The following is a 17,673-nucleotide window of genomic DNA, read 5'->3' on the forward strand; positions in this document are numbered from 1 at the left end:
AAATCCGCTTCCTGCCGATTTCCTGGCGCTCGCGAATGTGATCCAGTCCCGCTTCTCGGGTTTACCGTTTCACGCCTGAACCACCATAATTCATCTCATTCCGCCCAAGGAGACCGCCTTGTCGAGCGCGTCCACTCTCGCCTTTGATTCATCGGTGCTGCTGGTGCAGCTGTCCGATAGTCATCTATTTGCCGAAGAGGACGGACGACTCCTGGGCATGAACACGGCCGACAGCCTGCAGCGGGTGATCGAGCGGGTGCTGGAAGAGCAGCCGCATATCGACCTGGTGCTGGCCACCGGGGACCTGTCCCAGGATGGCAGCGTCGAGTCCTACGAGCGCTTCCGCGACCTCTGCGCGGTGATCCCCGCCGAGAGCCGCTGGTTCCCGGGCAACCACGACGAAGTCCAGGTGATGGAGCAGGTCTGTGCCGGCACCGGGCTGCTCGACCCGATCATCGATTTCCCCGCCTGGCGCGTGGTGTTGCTGGACTCCACCATCGGTGGCGCCGTTCCCGGCCACCTTCCGCCGGAACAGCTGGCGCTGCTGGAGCAGGCGGTGAGCGAGGCGTCGGACAAGCACGTGCTGATCAGCTTCCACCATCATCCGGTCCCGATCGGCTGCCGCTGGATGGACCCCATCGGCGTGCGCAACCCGGACGCCCTGTTCACCGTGCTGGACCGTTTCCCCCAGGTGCGCGCCGTGCTCTGGGGCCATGTGCACCAGGAGTTCGACCAGATGCGCAATGGCGTGCGCCTGCTGGCCTCGCCCTCCACCTGCGTGCAGTTCGCGCCGGGCAGCGAGGAGTTCCAGGTCGACACCGAGGCGCCGGGTTACCGCTGGCTGCGCCTGCAAGCCGATGGCGCGCTGGAAACCGGCGTATCGCGGGTCACCGGTATCGACTTCGAAGTGGATTACAGCGTCAAAGGTTATTGACCTTCGCGTTGCGGCACGGCAAGAAGTACAGCTTGCCCGCCAGACTTGCCAGGATGCCGCGTGTCGACCGAACAGCCCTCCCTTCTCTATATCCACGGCTTCAACAGCTCGCCCGAATCGCAGAAGGCGCGCCAGCTCGCCGCGCTCATGCAGCGCCTGGGCCTGGCCGGGCGACTGCTCGTCCCGGCGCTGCACCACCACCCGCGTGAGGCTATCGCCCAGCTCGAAGCGGCCCTCGCCGAGCTGGGGCGGCCGGTGCTGGTCGGCAGCTCACTGGGCGGCTACTATGCGACCCTCCTGGCCGAGCGGCACGGGCTCAGGGCCGTACTGATCAACCCTGCGGTGGCCCCGCACCGGTTGTTCGACGGCCAACTGGGAGCGCAGAAGAACTACTACAGCGGCGAGACCTGGGAGCTGACGCAGGCGCACGTGGATGCCCTGGCCGAGCTGGAGGTTCCGCCCCCGCAGGACCCGGCCCGCTACCAGGTCTGGCTGCAGACGGCCGATGAAACCCTGGATTACCGCCACGCCGAGCGCTACTACCGTGCCTGCGCCCTGCGCATCGAGGCCGGTGGCGACCATGGTTTCCAGCATTTCCCTGCCCACCTGCCGGCCCTGCTGGCGTACGCCGGTTTTCCCGCCAGCCTGTGGCAGGATATCGACTTTTCCACCCTTTGACGAAGAGACCCCATGGCCCAGCAGAACGCTTACAACGCAGACGCCATCGAAGTCCTTTCCGGCCTCGACCCGGTGCGCAAGCGCCCGGGCATGTACACCGACACCAGCCGGCCCAACCACCTGGCCCAGGAAGTCATCGACAACAGCGTCGACGAAGCCCTGGCCGGCCATGCCAAGAGCGTGCAGGTGATCCTCCACGAGGACAATTCGCTGGAGGTGATCGACGACGGCCGCGGCATGCCGGTGGACATCCACCCCGAAGAGGGGGTGCCCGGCGTCGAGCTGATCCTCACCAAGCTGCACGCGGGCGGCAAGTTCTCCAACAAGAACTACCAGTTCTCCGGCGGCCTGCACGGCGTGGGCATCTCGGTGGTGAACGCCCTCTCGACTCTGGTCGAGGTGCGCGTCAAGCGCGATGGCAACGAATACCGCATGACCTTCGCCGATGGCTTCAAGTCCAGCGACCTGGAAGTGATCGGCACCGTCGGCAAGCGCAACACCGGCACCAGCGTGCATTTCTGGCCCGACGCCAAGTACTTCGACTCGCACAAGTTCTCCGTCAGTCGGCTCAAGCATGTGCTCAAGGCCAAGGCCGTGCTCTGCCCGGGGCTGCTGGTCAGCTTCGAGGACAAGGCCAGCGGCGAGCGCATCGAGTGGCACTACGAGGATGGCCTGCGTTCCTACCTGGTGGACGCGGTCAGCGAGTTCCAGCGCCTGCCGGACGAGCCCTTCGTCGGCAGCCTGGCCGGCAACAAGGAGGCCGTCGACTGGGCCCTGCTGTGGCTGCCCGAGGGCGGCGAGTCCCTGCAGGAAAGCTACGTCAACCTGATCCCCACCGCCCAGGGCGGCACCCACGTCAACGGCCTGCGCCAGGGCCTGCTGGATGCGATGCGCGAGTTCTGCGAGTTCCGCAACCTGCTGCCCCGTGGCGTCAAGCTGGCTCCGGAAGACGTCTGGGAACGCATCGCCTTCGTCCTCTCGATGAAGATGCAGGACCCGCAGTTCTCCGGGCAGACCAAGGAGCGCCTGTCCTCCCGCGAGGCGGCCGCCTTCGTCGCCGGCGTCGCCAAGGACGCCTTCAGCCTCTGGCTCAACGCGCACCCCGACATGGGCCTGCAACTGGCCGAGCTGGCCATCAGCAACGCCGGCCGCCGCCTCAAGGCGGGCAAGAAGGTCGAGCGCAAGAAGATCACCCAGGGCCCGGCGCTGCCCGGCAAGCTGGCCGACTGCGCGGGTCAGGACCCGATGCGTTCCGAGCTGTTCCTGGTGGAGGGTGACTCCGCCGGCGGTTCGGCCAAGCAGGCGCGTGACAAGGAGTTCCAGGCGATCATGCCGCTGCGCGGGAAGATCCTGAACACCTGGGAAGTGGACGGCGGCGAAGTGCTCGCCAGCCAGGAAGTGCACGACATCGCCGTCGCCATCGGCGTCGACCCGGGCACCCCCGACGTGGCGCAACTGCGCTACGGCAAGATCTGCATCCTCGCCGACGCCGACTCCGACGGCCTGCACATCGCCACCCTGCTGTGCGCGTTGTTCGTCCGTCACTTCCGCCCGCTGGTGGAAGCCGGGCATGTCTACGTTGCGATGCCGCCGCTGTACCGCATCGACCTGGGCAAGGAGATCTACTACGCCCTCGACGACGCCGAGCGCGATGGCATCCTCGATCGCCTGGCGGCCGAGAAGAAGCGCGGCAAGCCGCAGGTCACCCGCTTCAAGGGCCTGGGTGAGATGAACCCGCTGCAACTGCGCGAAACCACCATGGACCCGAACACCCGGCGCCTGGTGCAGCTGACCCTGGAAGATGGCGAAGGCACCCACGAGATGATGGACATGCTGCTGGCGAAGAAACGCGCCGGCGACCGCAAGTCCTGGCTGGAGTCCAAGGGCAACCTGGCCGAGGTCCTGGTGTGAGGGCGAGCGTCCTTCTCGCCCTGCTGCTGACCGCCTCGCCTCTGTGGGCCGCCCCGCCGGTCGAGGAACTCAAGCTCGGCGCCGAGTACCCGGTGGACGGCGTCGCCGAGGGCAACCTCTCCGGCATCGCCCTCTGTGGCAAGGAGCTGCTGGTGGTCTCCGACCGGGTCGATGACCGCCTGTTCCGCCTGGTGCCGTCGGAAGGCGTGCTCAAGGCCGAGGCCGAGCGCTTCGTTGCCCCGCCACCGCCACCCAGCGGCCTGCCGTGGGGCGTTCGTGTGCGCAACTGGGCGATGAGCATGGTGCGCGGCAACGAACTGGACTTCGAAGGCATCACCTGCGACGCCGCCGGCAACCGCTACCTGGTGAGCGAAACCCATGCGGCGGTGCTGCAGGTACCGCACGCCGGCAGCGCCGACTGGTTGCGCCTGCCGGAGAGCCTGGTCCGCCAGGCCCGCGCCAGCGGCATGCTGCTGCACTTCAACGCCCTGCTGGAAGGCATCGCCGTCGAGCCCTCCGGCGAACGCCTGTGGCTCGGCGCCGAGCGCGAACGGCGCGGCCTGATGGTGCTGCACCGCAAGCAGTCCACCTGGGGCTGCTCCGGCGGCTGCGTGCTCTTCAGCGAAGCCGGCGAGGATGCCCCGCCGCCCGGCCTGGGTCGTGGCGTGCCGATGTCCAGGGATTTCTCCGACCTGGCCTTCCACAACGGCAAGCTGTACACCCTGGAGCGTCATGCCCACCGCATCTGCCGTCGCGACCCGAGCAAGGGCAGCGTCGAGCGTTGCTGGTCCTTCGCCGCCGAGGCATTGGCCGAGCCGCGTCGCTACGACGTCGACTGGGGCATGGCCGAAGGCCTCTGGGTCGATGCCGAGGGTGCCTGGATCGTGCTCGACAACGGCAACAAGGCCCGGGCCGATGGCGAGCTGCGACCGATCGTCTGGCGCTTCGCCAAACCGAGCGGCGGCTGGGAGCAGCCATGAGCGAGCAGGCGCCGGGCAAGCGCGCGGGCAGGGTCATGCTGATCCTCGCCTGGGGCATCGCCATGCTCCTGGCCACGCACTTCTTCGGTCGCTGGGAGGACGGCCAGCGCAACCCCAACCAGGTGCCGGAATCCCGGCGCGGCGACGGCTACGTGGAGGTGCGCCTGGCCAGCAGCCGGCAGGGGCACTACCTGATGAACGGGCGCATCGATGGCCGCCAGGTGACCTTCCTGCTGGACACCGGCGCCACCGCCGTGGCCGTTCCCGATGCCCTGGCCGACGAACTGGGCCTGGTACCGGGCGAGCCCATTACCTTGAGTACCGCTAATGGCCGCAGCAATGGCCATCGCACCCGGCTGCGCGAGCTGCAGCTGGGGGAGATCGTCCTCGCCGACGTGCCCGCGATCATCGCGCCCGGCATGGATGGCGACGAGGTGCTGCTCGGCATGAGCGCCCTCAAACAACTCGAATTCACCCAGCGCGACGGCACCCTGGTGCTGCGCCAACACATGTCACCGTGAGGCACGCATGAGCGAATCCCTCGATCTCAGCCTGGAAGGCGTGGAGCGCCGCTCCCTCGCCGAGTTCACCGAACAGGCCTATCTCAACTATTCCATGTACGTGATCATGGACCGCGCCCTGCCGCATATCGGCGACGGCCTCAAGCCCGTGCAGCGGCGCATCGTCTACGCCATGAGCGAGCTCGGCCTGGACGCCGACTCCAAGCACAAGAAGTCCGCGCGCACCGTGGGCGACGTGCTCGGCAAGTTCCACCCCCATGGCGACTCGGCGTGCTACGAAGCCATGGTGCTGATGGCCCAGCCCTTCAGCTACCGCTATACGCTGGTGGACGGCCAGGGCAACTGGGGCGCGCCGGACGATCCCAAGTCCTTCGCCGCCATGCGCTACACCGAGGCGCGCCTGTCGCGCTACTCCGAGGTGCTGCTCAGCGAGCTGGGCCAGGGCACCGCGGACTGGGGCCCGAACTTCGACGGCACCCTGGAAGAGCCGCTGGTGCTGCCGGCGCGCCTGCCGAACATCCTGCTCAACGGCACCACCGGCATCGCCGTGGGCATGGCCACCGACGTGCCGCCGCACAACCTGCGTGAGGTCGCCAACGCCTGCGTGCGCCTGCTCGACGAGCCCAAGGCGACCGTCGAGCAGCTCTGCGAGCACATCCCGGGGCCGGACTATCCGACCGAGGCGGAGATCATCACGCCGCGCGCCGACCTGCTGAAGATCTACGAGACCGGCCGTGGCTCGGTGCGCATGCGCGCCGTGTACCACGTCGAGGATGGCGACATCGTCGTCACCGCGCTGCCGCACCAGGTCTCCGGCGCCAAGGTGCTGGAGCAGATCGCCGCGATGATGCAGGCCAAGCCTTCCAAGGCGCCGCAGATCGCCGACCTGCGCGACGAGTCGGACCACGAGAACCCCTGCCGCATCGTGATCATCCCGACCAGCAGCCGCGTCGACCACGCGGCGCTGATGCAGCACCTGTTCGCCAGCACCGACCTCGAGTCCACCTACCGGGTGAACATCAACATCATCGGCCTGGACGGCAAGCCCCAGGTCAAGGACCTGCGCACCCTGCTCACCGAGTGGCTGACCTTCCGCGTCGGCACCGTGCGCCGCCGCCTGCAGTTCCGCCTGGACAAGGTCGAGCACCGCCTGCACCTGTTGGAAGGCCGGCTGATCGCCTTCCTCAACCTCGACGAGGTGATCCGCATCATCCGCACCGAGGACCAGCCCAAACCGGTGCTGATGGAGCGCTTCGGCCTCACCGAGGTCCAGGCCGAGTACATCCTCGAGACCCGCCTGCGCCAGTTGGCCCGCCTGGAAGAGATGCAGATCCGTGGCGAGCAGGAAGAGCTGGCCAAGGAGCGCGAGAAGCTGCTGGCGCTGCTGGGCAGCGAAGCCAAGCTGAAGAAGCTGGTGCGCAAGGAAATCCTCGAGGACGCCGAGAAATACGGCGACGACCGCCGCTCGCCGATCGTCGAGCGTGCCGAGGCCAAGGCGCTGACCGAACACGACCTGCTGCCGAACGAGAAGGTCACGGTGGTGCTGTCGGAGAAGGGCTGGGTGCGTTCCGCCAAGGGCCACGATATCGATGCCACCAGCCTTTCCTACAAGGCCGGCGACGAGTTCAAGGCCGCCGCGCCCGGCCGTTCCAACCAGTACGCCGTGTTCATCGACTCCACCGGTCGCAGCTATTCGCTGGCGACGCACACGCTGCCATCGGCCCGTGGCCAGGGCGAGCCGCTGACCGGCCGCCTGGCCCCGCCGCCGGGAGCGACCTTCGAATGCGTGCTGCTGCCCGAGGACGATGCGCTCTATGTGATCGCCTCGGACGCCGGCTACGGTTTCGTGGTCAAGGGCGAGGACCTGCAGGCCAAGAACAAGGCCGGCAAGGCCCTGGTCAGCCTGCCCAATGGCGCCCGTGTCGTGCCGCCAAGGCCGCTGTCGAGCCTGGAGGAGGACTGGCTGGCGGCGGTTACCACCGAAGGGCGACTGCTGCTGTTCAAGGTGGCCGACCTGCCGCAACTGGCCAAGGGCAAGGGCAACAAGATCATCGGCATCCCCGGCGACCGCGTCGCCAGCCGCGAGGAGTACCTGGCGGACCTGGCCGTGTTGCCGGCCGGTGCCACCCTGGTGCTCCAGGCCGGCAAGCGCACCCTGTCGCTCAAGGCCGACGACCTGGAGCACTACAAGGGCGAACGGGGCCGACGTGGCAACAAGCTGCCGCGCGGTTTCCAGCGCGTCGACGCGCTGCTGGTCGAAGTCCAGGGCTGAATCGGCGTTCGCCGCCCGTTGGTTGCCATTCGACGCCCGAGGCTGGAGTCATCCATCACATTGGCGGATGATATGTCCCCTCGGGCCGCGCGCGGTTGTGGCGAACGCTCCGAACATCAATGAATCCGACTGCGGGTTGCCGTGTGGCGGCCCTGGGTGAGAGAGATGAAACGTCTTCCTTTGTTGGCGCTGTTCACCAGCCTTCTGGGCCTGGGTGGCTGCGTTCACAATGCACCGGTACCCATGTACCAGCTCGATAGCGGCACCGCCGAACTGCCGGACCAGTCCGCCGGCATGGCCGTCCTGCTGGGGCCGGTTTCGGTTGCCGACTACCTGCAGCGCGAAACCCTGCTGCAGCGCCAGCCCGACGGCAGCCTGACGGCTTCCACCGATGGCCGCTGGGCCGGCAGCCTGGCGGGCGATATCGATCAACTGCTGCTGCGCCAATTGTCCTGGCGCCTGGACAGCCAGCGCCTGGTGCTGGCGCCGTCCACCCCCGGCTTCACCCCCGAGATCCAGGTCCTGCTGACCATCAGCCGCCTCGACTCCGGCCCCCAGCGGCCTGCCGTGCTGGAGGCCCAGTGGCGCCTGCTGGACAAGGCCGGTCAGCTGCGTGACAGCCGCCTGGTACGCCTGGAACAACCCCACAGCGGCACTGCGGCCGACCAGGTCCGCGCCCAGAGCCAGCTGCTCCAGCAACTGGCCGAGCAACTGGCGGGTGCGGTCAAGCCGCTCGCCGGCCAGCCCACGGCAGCCGCCGAGGAACCGCGCAAGGCCAATGCCGCCCCGGCGCGCTCGCGCGGACCGACGCCTCCGAAGATCCCGTTGGCCGCCCCGGTGCGTACCGATGTGGAAGTGTTCCGCTTCTGATCGCTGCCGATCGACGAAAAAGCCCGCTTGATGCGGGCTTTTTCATTGGTATCGCGATTCGCCTTCGGATGCGCGGGTGGCGACGCTTCAGGTGGCCGCGCGCCTGGCGAGCAGGCGACGTACGCTGAGGCCGCCGAGTGCCAGCAGCAGGCAGGGCAGGCCGACCCAGCGGGCTTCGGAGAGCAGCACGTCGATGCCGCGCTGGGTGAAGAAGCCGCCAATGAAGGGGGACACCTCGATGGGGCGCCAGGGCAGGAAATGACGCTGCATGTCCCAGGGCCAGAACCAGGCCACGCCCAGGCCGCCATCGGTCATGGCGTCGAGCAGGCTGTGGCTGAGGGTAGCGAGGCCGATGAACAGGCCCGCCTTCAGGGGGCCGCAGCGCAGCAGCGGATGGACCAGGGCGCCGAACAGGCCGCAGCAGGCGGCGAACAGCAGTGAATGGCTGAAGCCCCGGTGGCCGAAGGCGTCGGCGTAGGCGATGCCGAGCTTGAAGGCGGCGACATCGGCGTCGGGCAGGCAGGCGAAGAACAGCCCCGCCAGCAGCAGCCATGGTGGGATGACGCGGCTGCCCAGGGCGATGCCCACCGCGAGGACGGGCAGGGGATGGGTGATGAGGGTGGTCATGGCGCCTGTCCTTGGCTGCCGGGCTCAGTGGCGCCCGGCGTCGTGCATGTGGGCCAGCTGGCGTTCCAGCAGCGAGGGGTAGGGTTCCAGCAGGCGCTCGACGCAGCAGGCGCCTTCCGGGCTGGCGATGGGGCGTACGCGGGCGCGCTGACGCACCAGCGCGTCGTCGGCGATGGCGCGCTCCACCAGCAACAGGTTGCGGCTGTGCTGGCTCAGCGCCAGGGCGCTCTGGGTGGTGTCGTCCAGCAGCAGGTCGCCCTGGCCCAGGCCGGCGAGGCTGTCGCCGAGGGTCAGGCCCAGTTGCAGCTGCAGGGTGATGCCGCTGTCGGCCACTTCGATCTGCAGGGCATGGCCGAGTGCGCGCAGCAGCTCGCCGCAGCAGAGCGCATGGGTCAGGTGGTCCTCGCCGCTGTCGGCGCTGTGGAAAAGCATCAGGCTGCTGCCGTCGTTGAGCGTGTGCAGCTCGCCCTGGTAGAGCTCGGCGGCCTGGTCGAGGCAGTCGCGATAGCGTTGCAGCAGGTCCAGCAGTCGGCTGCGGGGCAGGCGGCGCAGCTGGTCCTGGGCGCCGAGCTGCACGGCGAGCACGGCGCTGCGGTGCAGGTCGTCCTCGTTCTCCTCGGGCACGAGGGCCGGGGCTGCGGCGGGCGGTTCTTCCTCGCGCGGGCGCAGGTCGGCGAAGGGGTCGTCCTCGTCCGGGGTGAACAGGCGGCTCGGGCTTTCCTCGGCGCTGTCGCCGTCGAAGCTGTCATCGCGCAGGTTGCGGATCTCGAAGCCTTCTTCCACGTGGTCCTGGTCGTCTTCGAGGAAGTCCTCTTCTTCGTCCAGGTAAGCCTCCTCGATCTCGGGTTCGGGCTCAGGTTCGGGCTTCTCCGGCACCAGGCGCGCCTGCAACTGGCGGGCGAGGTCGCCGATCTCGTCCTGGCGGCCGGCGCCGGGGGCGGGGTCGTCCGGATCGCGCAGCCAGACCCGCAATTGCAGCAGCGGGGTGGAGATGTGGCGGCCGAGGCGCAGGCTGAGGGACAGCGCCAGGGCGAGGAGGATCAGGCTGAGCAGGCCCATGCTCTGCAGGCTGATGGTCATGGGCTGCTGGAACTGCTGCATGTCCAGGCTCAGGCGCAGGTGCCCGGCGATCACCTCCTGGAAGGTGATGGGCGTGGAGTACAGGCCTTCGACTTCGCCCAGGAGGCCCTGCTTGGGGCGCGACCCGGCTTCGGCGAGGATGCGGTTGTCCACGCTGTAGATGGCGGCATGGGCCACCAGGGGGTTCTTCACGAGGTTGTTGAGCAGCACGTTGAGGCTGAGGATGTCGTTGGACACCAACAACTCGGTGGCGGACGCGGCGGTCTGCGCGGTCAGGCTCTGGCCCAGGGCGTCGGCCTGCTGCTGCATCGCCTGCTTGAACTGCATGCCCATCACCCAGGCGTAGATCACCAGGGCCAGGGCGACCAGCAGGAGGCTGTGGCTGGCGATGCGCAAGGCGATCGGCACACGGCGCTGGCGCAGGGCGTGGTAGATCAGCAGGAAGAAGTTGTCGGGTTTGACGGGCGTAGGCCGGTTCACAGAGCTCGGCTCTTCTCGGACGGAATTGTGGCGCAGTATAACGGCGCCCCCTAACAGGGCAAAGCGCCCGGCATGCTCGTCAGACCGTGAAAGTGGGTAGAATGTGCGCCTTTTCCACTGCGGGAGGTGCGCCTTGCGCGAAATAGTCCTGATCAACATCACTGGGGAAGACCGTCCCGGCCTCACCGCCGCGATCACCGGTGTTCTCGCACAGGGCGGGGTGAACATCCTCGACATCGGCCAGGCGGTCATCCACGACACGCTGTCCTTCGGCATCCTGGTGGAGATACCGGACAACGAGCAGGCATCGTCCGTGCTCAAGGACGTGCTCTTCACCGCCTACAAGCTGGACCAGCAGGTGCGTTTCACCCCGGTTTCCGAGAGCGATTACCAGGTGTGGGTCGGTGGCCAGGGCAAGCCCCGCCACATGGTGACCCTGCTGACCCGCAAGGTCACCGCCGAGCAGTTGCAGCGCGTCAGCGCCATCACCGCCAAGTACGGCCTGAACATCGATCACATCGATCGTCTCTCCGGGCGCATGCCGCTCGATATGCCGGCCAGCCAGGGCAAGGGCTGCATCGAGTTCTCCGTGCGCGGCGAGCCGGCCGACCCGGCGGCGTTGCGGGCCGAGTTCCTCAGCGTGGCCCAGGAGCTGAACGTCGACATCGCCTTCCAGCGCGACTCGGTGTTCCGCCGCAACCGCCGCCTGGCGGTGTTCGACATGGACTCCACGCTGATCGAGGCCGAGGTGATCGACGAGCTGGCCAAGGCTGCCGGCGTCGGCGAGCAGGTCTCGGAGATCACCGAGCGGGCGATGCGCGGCGAGCTGGATTTCCGTGCCAGCTTCAAGGAGCGCCTGGCGCTGCTTCGGGGCCTCTCCGAAGACGTGCTGGAAGAGATCGGTGCCTCCCTGCGCCTGACCGAGGGTGCCGAGACCCTGTTCGCCGAGCTCAAGCGCCTGGGTTACAAGACCGCCATCCTCTCCGGTGGCTTCAGCTACTTCGCCAAGCAGTTGCAAGCCAGGCTCGGCATCGACTACGTGTTCGCCAACGAGCTGCAGATCGAGGACGGCAAGCTGACCGGCGTCGCCGTCGAGCCGATCGTCGACGCCCAGCGCAAGGCCGACCTGCTGCGCGAGCTGGCGGAGAAGGAAGGGCTTCGCCTGGAGCAGACCATCGCCGTGGGGGATGGCGCCAACGACCTGCCGATGCTGGCCCTGGCCGGGCTGGGCGTGGCCTTCCGCGCCAAGCCGCTGGTCAAGCAATCGGCCAAGCAGGCCATTTCCACGCTCGGCCTGGACGGCATCCTCTACCTGCTGGGCTTCCGCGACCGCGACGGCCAGGACTGATCGGCACGTCGGAAACGAGAAAGCCGCCCGAGGGCGGCTTTTTCTTTGGAGCGCCGTGAGCGGCTTACTCGTCGCCTGACGAGAAGTCGTAGTCCATCGACTGGCTCGGGCCCTGCAGGTAGTAGCCCTGGATGTAGTTGACCCCGGCCTGCCAGAGGGTGGCCAGCACGCTGGCGCTCTCGACGTAGGGCACGATGGTCAGCTTGGCCTGGGAGTGCAGGCTGGCAAGCAGGGTCTTCAGGGCTTCCTGGCTTTCGGCCTTGCTCAGGTCCTGGGTGAAGGAACCGTCGACCTTCACGAAGTCGATGGTCAGGTGCTTGAGTGTGTTGAACGGGTTGAGCGCGCAGCCGAACTGGCACAGGGCGACCTGGCAGTGCAGCTCGGCGAGGCCTTGGGTCAATGCCTTGGCCTGCTTCAGGTAGGCGATGGCGTCCGGTTCGCTGAACTGGAAGACCAGCGCGTCGGACGGCAGACGGGCGGCCTTGAGGGCGACGCTGAGCCACGGCAGCAGGGTCTGGTCCTGCAGGCTGGCGCCGGACAGGTGCACGAACAGGCGCGTGCTGTGGCCCTTCGAGCGGTGTTCGGAGAGCAGCTTGATGGAGTTGAGGATCACCCAGCGGTCGATCTTCTCGGCCAGCCCGGCGTCCTTGGCGGCACCGAGGAAATCGGCCGGCGGCACTTCCTCGCCCTGGGGGCTGAGCAGGCGCAGGAGGACTTCGTAATGTTCGAAGTTGTCGCCGCGCAGGCTGATGATCGGCTGGAACAGCAGGCGGAAGCTGTTGTTCTCCAGGGCCTGCTGGACCATGGCCACCAGGCTGCCGCGGTTGGCGGCGGCGGCCAGTTCGCTGGCCGGGTTGTACAGGCGCACCTCGTTGCCGTCGGTGATTTCGTCGGCGCAGCGATGGGCGCGATCGATCACTTCCTGGGCCTTGGGCGTGGTCTCGTTGAGGCCGGCGACGCCGATGGACAGGCTCATCTGTACGGTGCGGCCACTGACGTCGAACAGGTGGCCTTCGACTTTCTTCAGCAGGGTGTTCAGGCCTTCGCGGGCCTGCTCCGGCGTCTGGCCGGGTTGCAGCACGCTGAACACGTCGTCGCCGAAACGAGCCAGCTGGGCATCGGCCGGGAAGTGGGCGCGCAGCAGGTTGGCCAGGTCGGTGAGCAGCAGGTCGCTGCCGGCGATGCCGACGTCCGCCTGCAGGCCGGAATAGCGGTCGACGCGGATGTAGGCGAGGGAGGCGGGCTGGCCGGCGTTCACCGCGCGGTCGGCAGCGGCGTCCATCAGCTCGCTGAAGTGGTTGCGGTTGTAGAGGCCTGTGACCAGGTCCTGGCTGCTGATCTCGCGCAGCTTTTCTTCCAGCTCGGCGCTGGCGGTTTCCGCACGGATCACCACCTGGATGCAGGGCTCGCCGTCATAGGTGGCGGGCGAGAAGCTCATGCGCGCCTGGAAGCTCTGGCCGTCGACCTTGGCGCCGGAGCAGGTCAGTTCGGCGCTGCCGTCGCCACTGCGGTAGTTCTTCAGGAAGTCCTTGAACGCGCTCTGGTCGCTGCCGGCGATCAGGTCGATCATCGGCATGCCTTCCAGTTCTTCCGCATCCTCGTAGCCGAACATCTCGACATAGGCGCGGTTGGCATAGATGTGCATGCCGTCGTGGACGTAGGTGATGGCGTCCACCGAGCTGTCCAGCAGCAACTGGCAACGCTTCTCGGCCTCGCGCAGGCTGACTTCGGCGGCGCGGCGGGAGCGGCGTTCCTCGAGGTTGGCCAGCTCGCGGTTGGCCACCAGCACCAGGCGCTCGTCCTCGCCCTGGGGCAATGCATCCTGGGCGCCGAGGGCGAGGGCTTCGGTGATCAGGTCGGAATCGTTCTCCGCTACCAGCTGGATGAACGGAATGTCCTTGGCTTGGCGGCGGATGGCGTTGAGGGCTTCGCCAGGGGAGAGGTTGTCACTCTCGGGGGCGGCGATGAGCAGATCCCAGCTCTGCTGGAGGACCTCGGCGAGGTCGTCACTGGAGACGAGGCGGTGAACGCGGGTCGCGCGACCGGAGTTGCGAAACAGGCTGACCAGGCGCTCGGCTTCGTTCTGCGAGTCTTCCAGGATCAGCAGACGGATGGTTTTCTTTTCGATTGCCATGGCGTGTGCTTAGACCGCGCCGAACGGGCGCTAATAGGCGACAAATGGTGATGGCACGGGAATCTACAGCGACTTCCAGAGGGAGTCAAAATCTTCCTCCCCAGCCGGGCTCTGCTCACTGGAAGCTGTGACGGGCTTCCCGGGATTCTCGTTTTCCTGCTCGAACGCGCGGTATTCGAACTGGCTGAAACTGCCGGTGGTGGTCTGGCGGCTGGTGAGCACGGCGCGACGCTCCTTGCCGTGGATATTGATCTGCACCTTGTTGCCCTCCTGGAAAGGCAGGCGCGGCGTGATCAGGGTGGCGGGGCGCGAGATGGCGCTGATTTCAGGCAGCAGCAAGGCACGCAGGTAGTGGCTGTGCTGGTCGGCCTTGCGCAGCAGCTGCAGGCCGCAGGCCTGGGCGTGGGGGGCGATCAGCTCGATGCCCATCTGCGTGCCGCCGCCGCGTACCTGGCGGATCCAGCGCACCACGGCGACGCTCCAGCCCTGGCCGGGGCCGTCCTGGATGCCCAGCAGTTCACCAGCCTGCAGTTGGCTCGGGACTTCCTTGGGCCAGCTCAGGCAGTAGCCGCCGGGGCTGTGGTTGACGATCGACAGGGCGAAGGTCGGGTAGCTTTCCGCGCTGGGGGCGGCGGGCGCGTGCTGCGGCGACGTGTCGCCGCTGACCACGGGCTTGCTGTACTGGATTTCCTCGTAGGGCAGGCCGGCTTCCCAGTTCTGGTTGGGCTGCGCGTCGAAGGCATTGCCCCAGACATCGCCCTCGTCCTTGTTGATCGGCTTGAACACGGCCTGGCCGATCTCGACCGGCAGCTTGAGGATCTCGCTGAACGGCTTGCTGCCGGAAATGAAGAAGTGCAGGGCGCTCATGCCGATGCACAGCGTGAGGTTGCCGCGGCCCGGGTTGCGCTGGAAGGTGCGCTCGGAGATATCGCCCCAGGCCGAACTCAGGTGCTGAAGCAGGTCGAGGCTGATGCCTTCCGGCAGCAGCAGGCGGGCTTTTTCACGGTTCTCGCTGGGCAGCAGCAGGTATTCCTTGATCGCATCCACCAGCGGCAGCGGGTCGATGCCCAGCAGGTTGTGCAGCTCGTTGTCCTGGAACAGCGACTTGTAGCGCGGCGGACCATCCACCTGGGTGGCGACGGCGAACAGCGTCGAGGGGGCGTCGCCGGGCTGCAGGCGCACCAGGCTGCTCCAGGGCTCTAGCACTTCGGCGAGGCGGGCGATGTTGTTCTGGCGCATCTGGTTGCAGCGCGCACAGCCCAGCAGCAGCGCGACCAGGTAGGTCTGCTCGACGCTGAGGCCGTCGGTGTGGCGGGCGAGGTTGTCGCGGATGATGGCGCGCTGGGCCTGGCGGGATGCAGCGATCTGATAGAGCTGGTGCAGCTCCAGCCATAGCCCCTCGGGCACCGGGCAGTAGAGCTGGCTGGCGCGGATCAGTGCGCCATTGAGGCTGTGCATGGCCCGTTGCAGGGCGATGGTCAGCAGTTGCGCGCCTTCCTTCGACTGGCGCGCCGACTCATGGGCGACGATCTGCTTGTAGCCGATGGCGAGGTGGTTCTGCAGGGCCTGGCAGAGGTTGGCGACCTTGCGCGGGCGTTCGTCGAGGACGATGGCCTGGTTGAGGAAGTGGCGCTCCAGGTGCTGGCAGACGTAGTACACCTCGGGGCGCAGCAACTCGAGCAGTTGCAGGCGGTTGTCGCTGGCGGTGACGAGCTGGTTGAGTTCCACCAGGGCCTGGTAGAGCTGGCGTGCGGTCTCGCCGAGGTTGGCCTTGGGCAGGCCGGATATCCAACGCTTTAGGTCACGCGGGGTGGCGTCGCAGAAGGACAGGTTCTGCTTGTTCGGAGTAGGAACACGCAATAACAGGTGGGGACTCTGTTTGTCCATGTAGCTCGAATGCTCCAACTGCGCCGGGCGAGACGTACGGTAAATTCACTCGCACTCTAGCAGCATCCCTCGCCCATCGCAGCCCATCGCGGGGCTGGTGTGGCGAAGTGCTGCCAGTGGATGGGCGACGGGCCGGGATGGCTGCCCTGCACGGTTGGACATTCGGTCGCAGACTTGCGTTCCACCCGGCCCGCCCGGTTCATCAGGCCTCTGCAGGCAGGGCGAGAAGCTCGCCCATGCTGACCGCGCTGCCGGCTGCGAGGCCTTCGGCCCAGCGGATCTGCTGCGGTCCGAAGAGCACGATGGCGGTGGAGCCCAGCTTGAATCGACCCAGTTCTGCGCCTTTTTCCAGGCTGATCGGTGCCCGTGCGGCCTCGTCGTAGCGGAAGGTCTTCAGCTCGCGCTTGGGTGGTGTCACCAGGCCGGCCCAGACGGTCTCGATGGAGGCGACGATCATCGCGCCCACCAGCACCACGGCCATCGGGCCGCGCTCGGTGTCGAACAGGCAGACCACGCGCTCGTTGCGGGCGAACAGCTCGGGCACGTTCTCGGCAGTGCTCTGGTTCACCGAGAACAGGCGGCCCGGTACGTAGACCATCTCGCGCAGGGTGCCGCCGAGCGGGGCGTGCACACGGTGGTAGTCGCGCGGCGACAGGTAGATGGTGGCGAAGTCACCGCCCATGAAGGGCGCCGCTCGCTCGGCGTCGCCGCCCAGCAGTTCGAGGACGCTGAAGCTGTGGCCCTTGGCCTGGAAGATGCGGCCGTGCTCGATGGGGCCGAGCTGGCTGACCGCACCGTCGGCGGGGCAGAGGATGGCGCCGGGGGTCGGGTCGAGCGGGCGGGCGCCGTCTTTCAGGGCGCGGGTGAAGAAGGCGTTGAAGTGCTCGTAGGCGGTGAGGTCCTCGACCAGGGCCTCGCTCATGTTCACCTGGTAGCGGCGGGCGAACCAGGCTGTGAAGGCGTTCTTGAACCAGCGCACGCGGCATTCCGCCACGCAACCGGCCAGGCGCGAGAGCAGGTGATGGGGCAGCAGGTACTGGCTGATGATGAACAGGCGTTCTTTCATGGGTGTTCCTTGTTTACCGGAGGCTCAGGCCTCGACAGGGGTATCCGGGTGGTTGCCCCACTCCGACCAGGAGCCGGCGTAGCCCTTCACGCGGGGGTAGCCCAGCGCCTTGGCCACCAGGTAGGTGAAGCCGGAGCGATGATGGGTCTGGCAGTGGGTGACGATTTCCTTGTCCGGGGTGATGCCGAGCGACTGCAGGATCTCGGCGATGTCCTCGCGGATGCGCAGGGCGCGCTGCGGGTCCATGCCGGCGGTCCATTCGAAGTTCACCGCCCCCGGGATGTGGCCACCCTTGGCCGCCAGGACCTTGGTGCCGGCGTATTCGCCGGGGCCGCGGGCGTCCCAGATGGCGAGGTCAGCGGCGCCGAGACGGCCTTGCAGGTAATCGCGGGTGGCGGTGGGTTCGTCGTGGATCACCAGCGGCAGCGGGCCACCGGCCGCATCCGGGACCTGGGTGGAGGTCTCGCGGCCATCGGCCAACCAGGCGTGCAAGCCACCGTTCAGGTAGTGGTAGCGGCGGTGGCCGATCACATCCAGCAGCCAGATGAAGCGGCCGGCCCAGCCGCCGCCCTCGTCGTCATAGACGACGTAGGTGGCATCGGTGCGCTGGCCCAGTTCACCGAACAGGGTCTCCAGGTCGGCCTTGGCAGGCAGCAGGCCAGGCGCTGGGGGCTGGCCGAGCTGGGTGCGCTTGGGGTCGACGAAGCGGGCTCCGGGGATGTGGCCTTCGGCATAGCGCGCGGCGCTGGTCAGGTCCACCAGTATCAGGTCGGGCGCATCGAGTCGCGCTGCCAGGTCGGCCGGTTCGATGACCAGCGGCAAGCCGGAAAAGGCGGACATTGAAGACTCCGGGGATGGGTGAAAAAGGCGGATTGTAGCGGAAAG

The 17,673-nt window shown here is 67.4% G+C and carries 14 protein-coding genes; 8 read left to right on the top strand and 6 right to left on the bottom strand.

What is annotated here, in order from left to right:
* Nucleotides 1-118: 118 nt before the first annotated feature.
* The 7 genes from cpdA to WFQ67_RS16760 all read left to right on the top strand — a co-directional run bounded on the left by cpdA (nucleotide 119) and on the right by WFQ67_RS16760 (nucleotide 8,166).
* Entirely contained in the window at nucleotides 119-934 is an 816-nt protein-coding gene (gene cpdA / locus WFQ67_RS16730) for a 3',5'-cyclic-AMP phosphodiesterase (RefSeq protein ID WP_213626605.1), read from the top strand.
* Between the two features lie 60 nt (nucleotides 935-994).
* On the top strand, nucleotides 995-1,612 hold the full coding sequence (locus WFQ67_RS16735; RefSeq protein WP_337057597.1) for a YqiA/YcfP family alpha/beta fold hydrolase: 618 nt from the start codon (nucleotides 995-997) through the stop codon (nucleotides 1,610-1,612).
* 12 nt (nucleotides 1,613-1,624) lie between these two features.
* Nucleotides 1,625-3,523: a DNA topoisomerase IV subunit B gene (gene parE, locus WFQ67_RS16740; protein WP_111259866.1), complete on the top strand. Its 1,899-nt coding sequence runs from the start codon at nucleotides 1,625-1,627 to the stop codon at nucleotides 3,521-3,523.
* Nucleotides 3,520-4,503, top strand: coding sequence for an esterase-like activity of phytase family protein (locus tag WFQ67_RS16745; protein ID WP_337057598.1), 984 nt, complete (start codon nucleotides 3,520-3,522; stop codon nucleotides 4,501-4,503). Before parE ends, WFQ67_RS16745 begins: the two co-directional genes overlap by 4 nt.
* Nucleotides 4,500-5,024: a retropepsin-like aspartic protease family protein gene (locus WFQ67_RS16750; RefSeq protein ID WP_263151446.1), complete on the top strand. Its 525-nt coding sequence runs from the start codon at nucleotides 4,500-4,502 to the stop codon at nucleotides 5,022-5,024. The genes WFQ67_RS16745 and WFQ67_RS16750 overlap by 4 nt, the downstream gene beginning before the upstream one ends.
* A gap of 7 nt (nucleotides 5,025-5,031) precedes the next feature.
* Entirely contained in the window at nucleotides 5,032-7,296 is a 2,265-nt protein-coding gene (gene parC, locus WFQ67_RS16755) for a DNA topoisomerase IV subunit A (RefSeq protein WP_213626599.1), read from the top strand.
* A 165-nt stretch (nucleotides 7,297-7,461) separates the two neighbouring features.
* Nucleotides 7,462-8,166 (top strand): PqiC family protein, encoded by a 705-nt coding sequence (locus tag WFQ67_RS16760; protein ID WP_173171349.1) that lies wholly within the window; start codon nucleotides 7,462-7,464, stop codon nucleotides 8,164-8,166.
* 87 nt (nucleotides 8,167-8,253) lie between these two features.
* Here WFQ67_RS16760 and WFQ67_RS16765 read toward each other — a convergent pair whose 3' ends face one another.
* Nucleotides 8,254-8,793 (bottom strand): metal-dependent hydrolase, encoded by a 540-nt coding sequence (locus WFQ67_RS16765; protein ID WP_213626597.1) that lies wholly within the window; start codon nucleotides 8,791-8,793, stop codon nucleotides 8,254-8,256.
* A 24-nt stretch (nucleotides 8,794-8,817) separates the two neighbouring features.
* Entirely contained in the window at nucleotides 8,818-10,353 is a 1,536-nt protein-coding gene (locus WFQ67_RS16770; protein WP_337057599.1) for a histidine kinase, read from the bottom strand.
* Between the two features lie 133 nt (nucleotides 10,354-10,486).
* Here WFQ67_RS16770 and serB point away from each other — a divergent pair, with 133 nt between their 5' ends.
* Nucleotides 10,487-11,701, top strand: a complete 1,215-nt coding sequence (serB, locus tag WFQ67_RS16775; protein WP_337057600.1) for a phosphoserine phosphatase SerB — start codon at nucleotides 10,487-10,489, stop codon at nucleotides 11,699-11,701.
* A 64-nt stretch (nucleotides 11,702-11,765) separates the two neighbouring features.
* On the opposite strand, the gene WFQ67_RS16780 is transcribed toward serB, so the two are convergent.
* The 4 genes from WFQ67_RS16780 to rhdA all read right to left on the bottom strand — a co-directional run bounded on the left by WFQ67_RS16780 (nucleotide 11,766) and on the right by rhdA (nucleotide 17,628).
* Nucleotides 11,766-13,835: an EAL domain-containing response regulator gene (locus tag WFQ67_RS16780; protein WP_173171357.1), complete on the bottom strand. Its 2,070-nt coding sequence runs from the start codon at nucleotides 13,833-13,835 to the stop codon at nucleotides 11,766-11,768.
* Between the two features lie 63 nt (nucleotides 13,836-13,898).
* The gene (locus WFQ67_RS16785; RefSeq protein WP_173171359.1) at nucleotides 13,899-15,722 is read right to left on the bottom strand and encodes a molecular chaperone; all 1,824 of its coding nucleotides are present in this window, start codon (nucleotides 15,720-15,722) and stop codon (nucleotides 13,899-13,901) included.
* A gap of 202 nt (nucleotides 15,723-15,924) precedes the next feature.
* On the bottom strand, nucleotides 15,925-16,788 hold the full coding sequence (gene asd, locus WFQ67_RS16790; protein ID WP_213626591.1) for an archaetidylserine decarboxylase: 864 nt from the start codon (nucleotides 16,786-16,788) through the stop codon (nucleotides 15,925-15,927).
* A gap of 24 nt (nucleotides 16,789-16,812) precedes the next feature.
* Complete coding sequence (gene rhdA, locus WFQ67_RS16795; protein WP_213626589.1) at nucleotides 16,813-17,628, bottom strand: thiosulfate sulfurtransferase; 816 nt, start codon at nucleotides 17,626-17,628, stop codon at nucleotides 16,813-16,815.
* Between the last annotated feature and the right edge of the window lie 45 nt (nucleotides 17,629-17,673).

This window comes from Pseudomonas sp. USHLN015, from assembly GCF_037153275.1.
GTDB lineage: Bacteria > Pseudomonadota > Gammaproteobacteria > Pseudomonadales > Pseudomonadaceae > Metapseudomonas > Metapseudomonas tohonis.

Excerpts from the sequence above, each read along its gene's own strand:
- parE (WP_111259866.1), top strand. The coding sequence starts at position 1,625 with ATGGCCCAGCAGAACGCTTACAACGCAGACGCCATCGAAGTCCTTTCC.
- WFQ67_RS16750 (WP_263151446.1), top strand. The coding sequence starts at position 4,500 with ATGAGCGAGCAGGCGCCGGGCAAGCGCGCGGGCAGGGTCATGCTGATC.
- parC (WP_213626599.1), top strand. The coding sequence starts at position 5,032 with ATGAGCGAATCCCTCGATCTCAGCCTGGAAGGCGTGGAGCGCCGCTCC.
- WFQ67_RS16760 (WP_173171349.1), top strand. The coding sequence starts at position 7,462 with ATGAAACGTCTTCCTTTGTTGGCGCTGTTCACCAGCCTTCTGGGCCTG.
- WFQ67_RS16765 (WP_213626597.1), bottom strand. The coding sequence starts at position 8,793 with ATGACCACCCTCATCACCCATCCCCTGCCCGTCCTCGCGGTGGGCATC.
- WFQ67_RS16780 (WP_173171357.1), bottom strand. The coding sequence starts at position 13,835 with ATGGCAATCGAAAAGAAAACCATCCGTCTGCTGATCCTGGAAGACTCG.
- WFQ67_RS16785 (WP_173171359.1), bottom strand. The coding sequence starts at position 15,722 with ATGGACAAACAGAGTCCCCACCTGTTATTGCGTGTTCCTACTCCGAAC.
- asd (WP_213626591.1), bottom strand. The coding sequence starts at position 16,788 with ATGAAAGAACGCCTGTTCATCATCAGCCAGTACCTGCTGCCCCATCAC.
- rhdA (WP_213626589.1), bottom strand. The coding sequence starts at position 17,628 with ATGTCCGCCTTTTCCGGCTTGCCGCTGGTCATCGAACCGGCCGACCTG.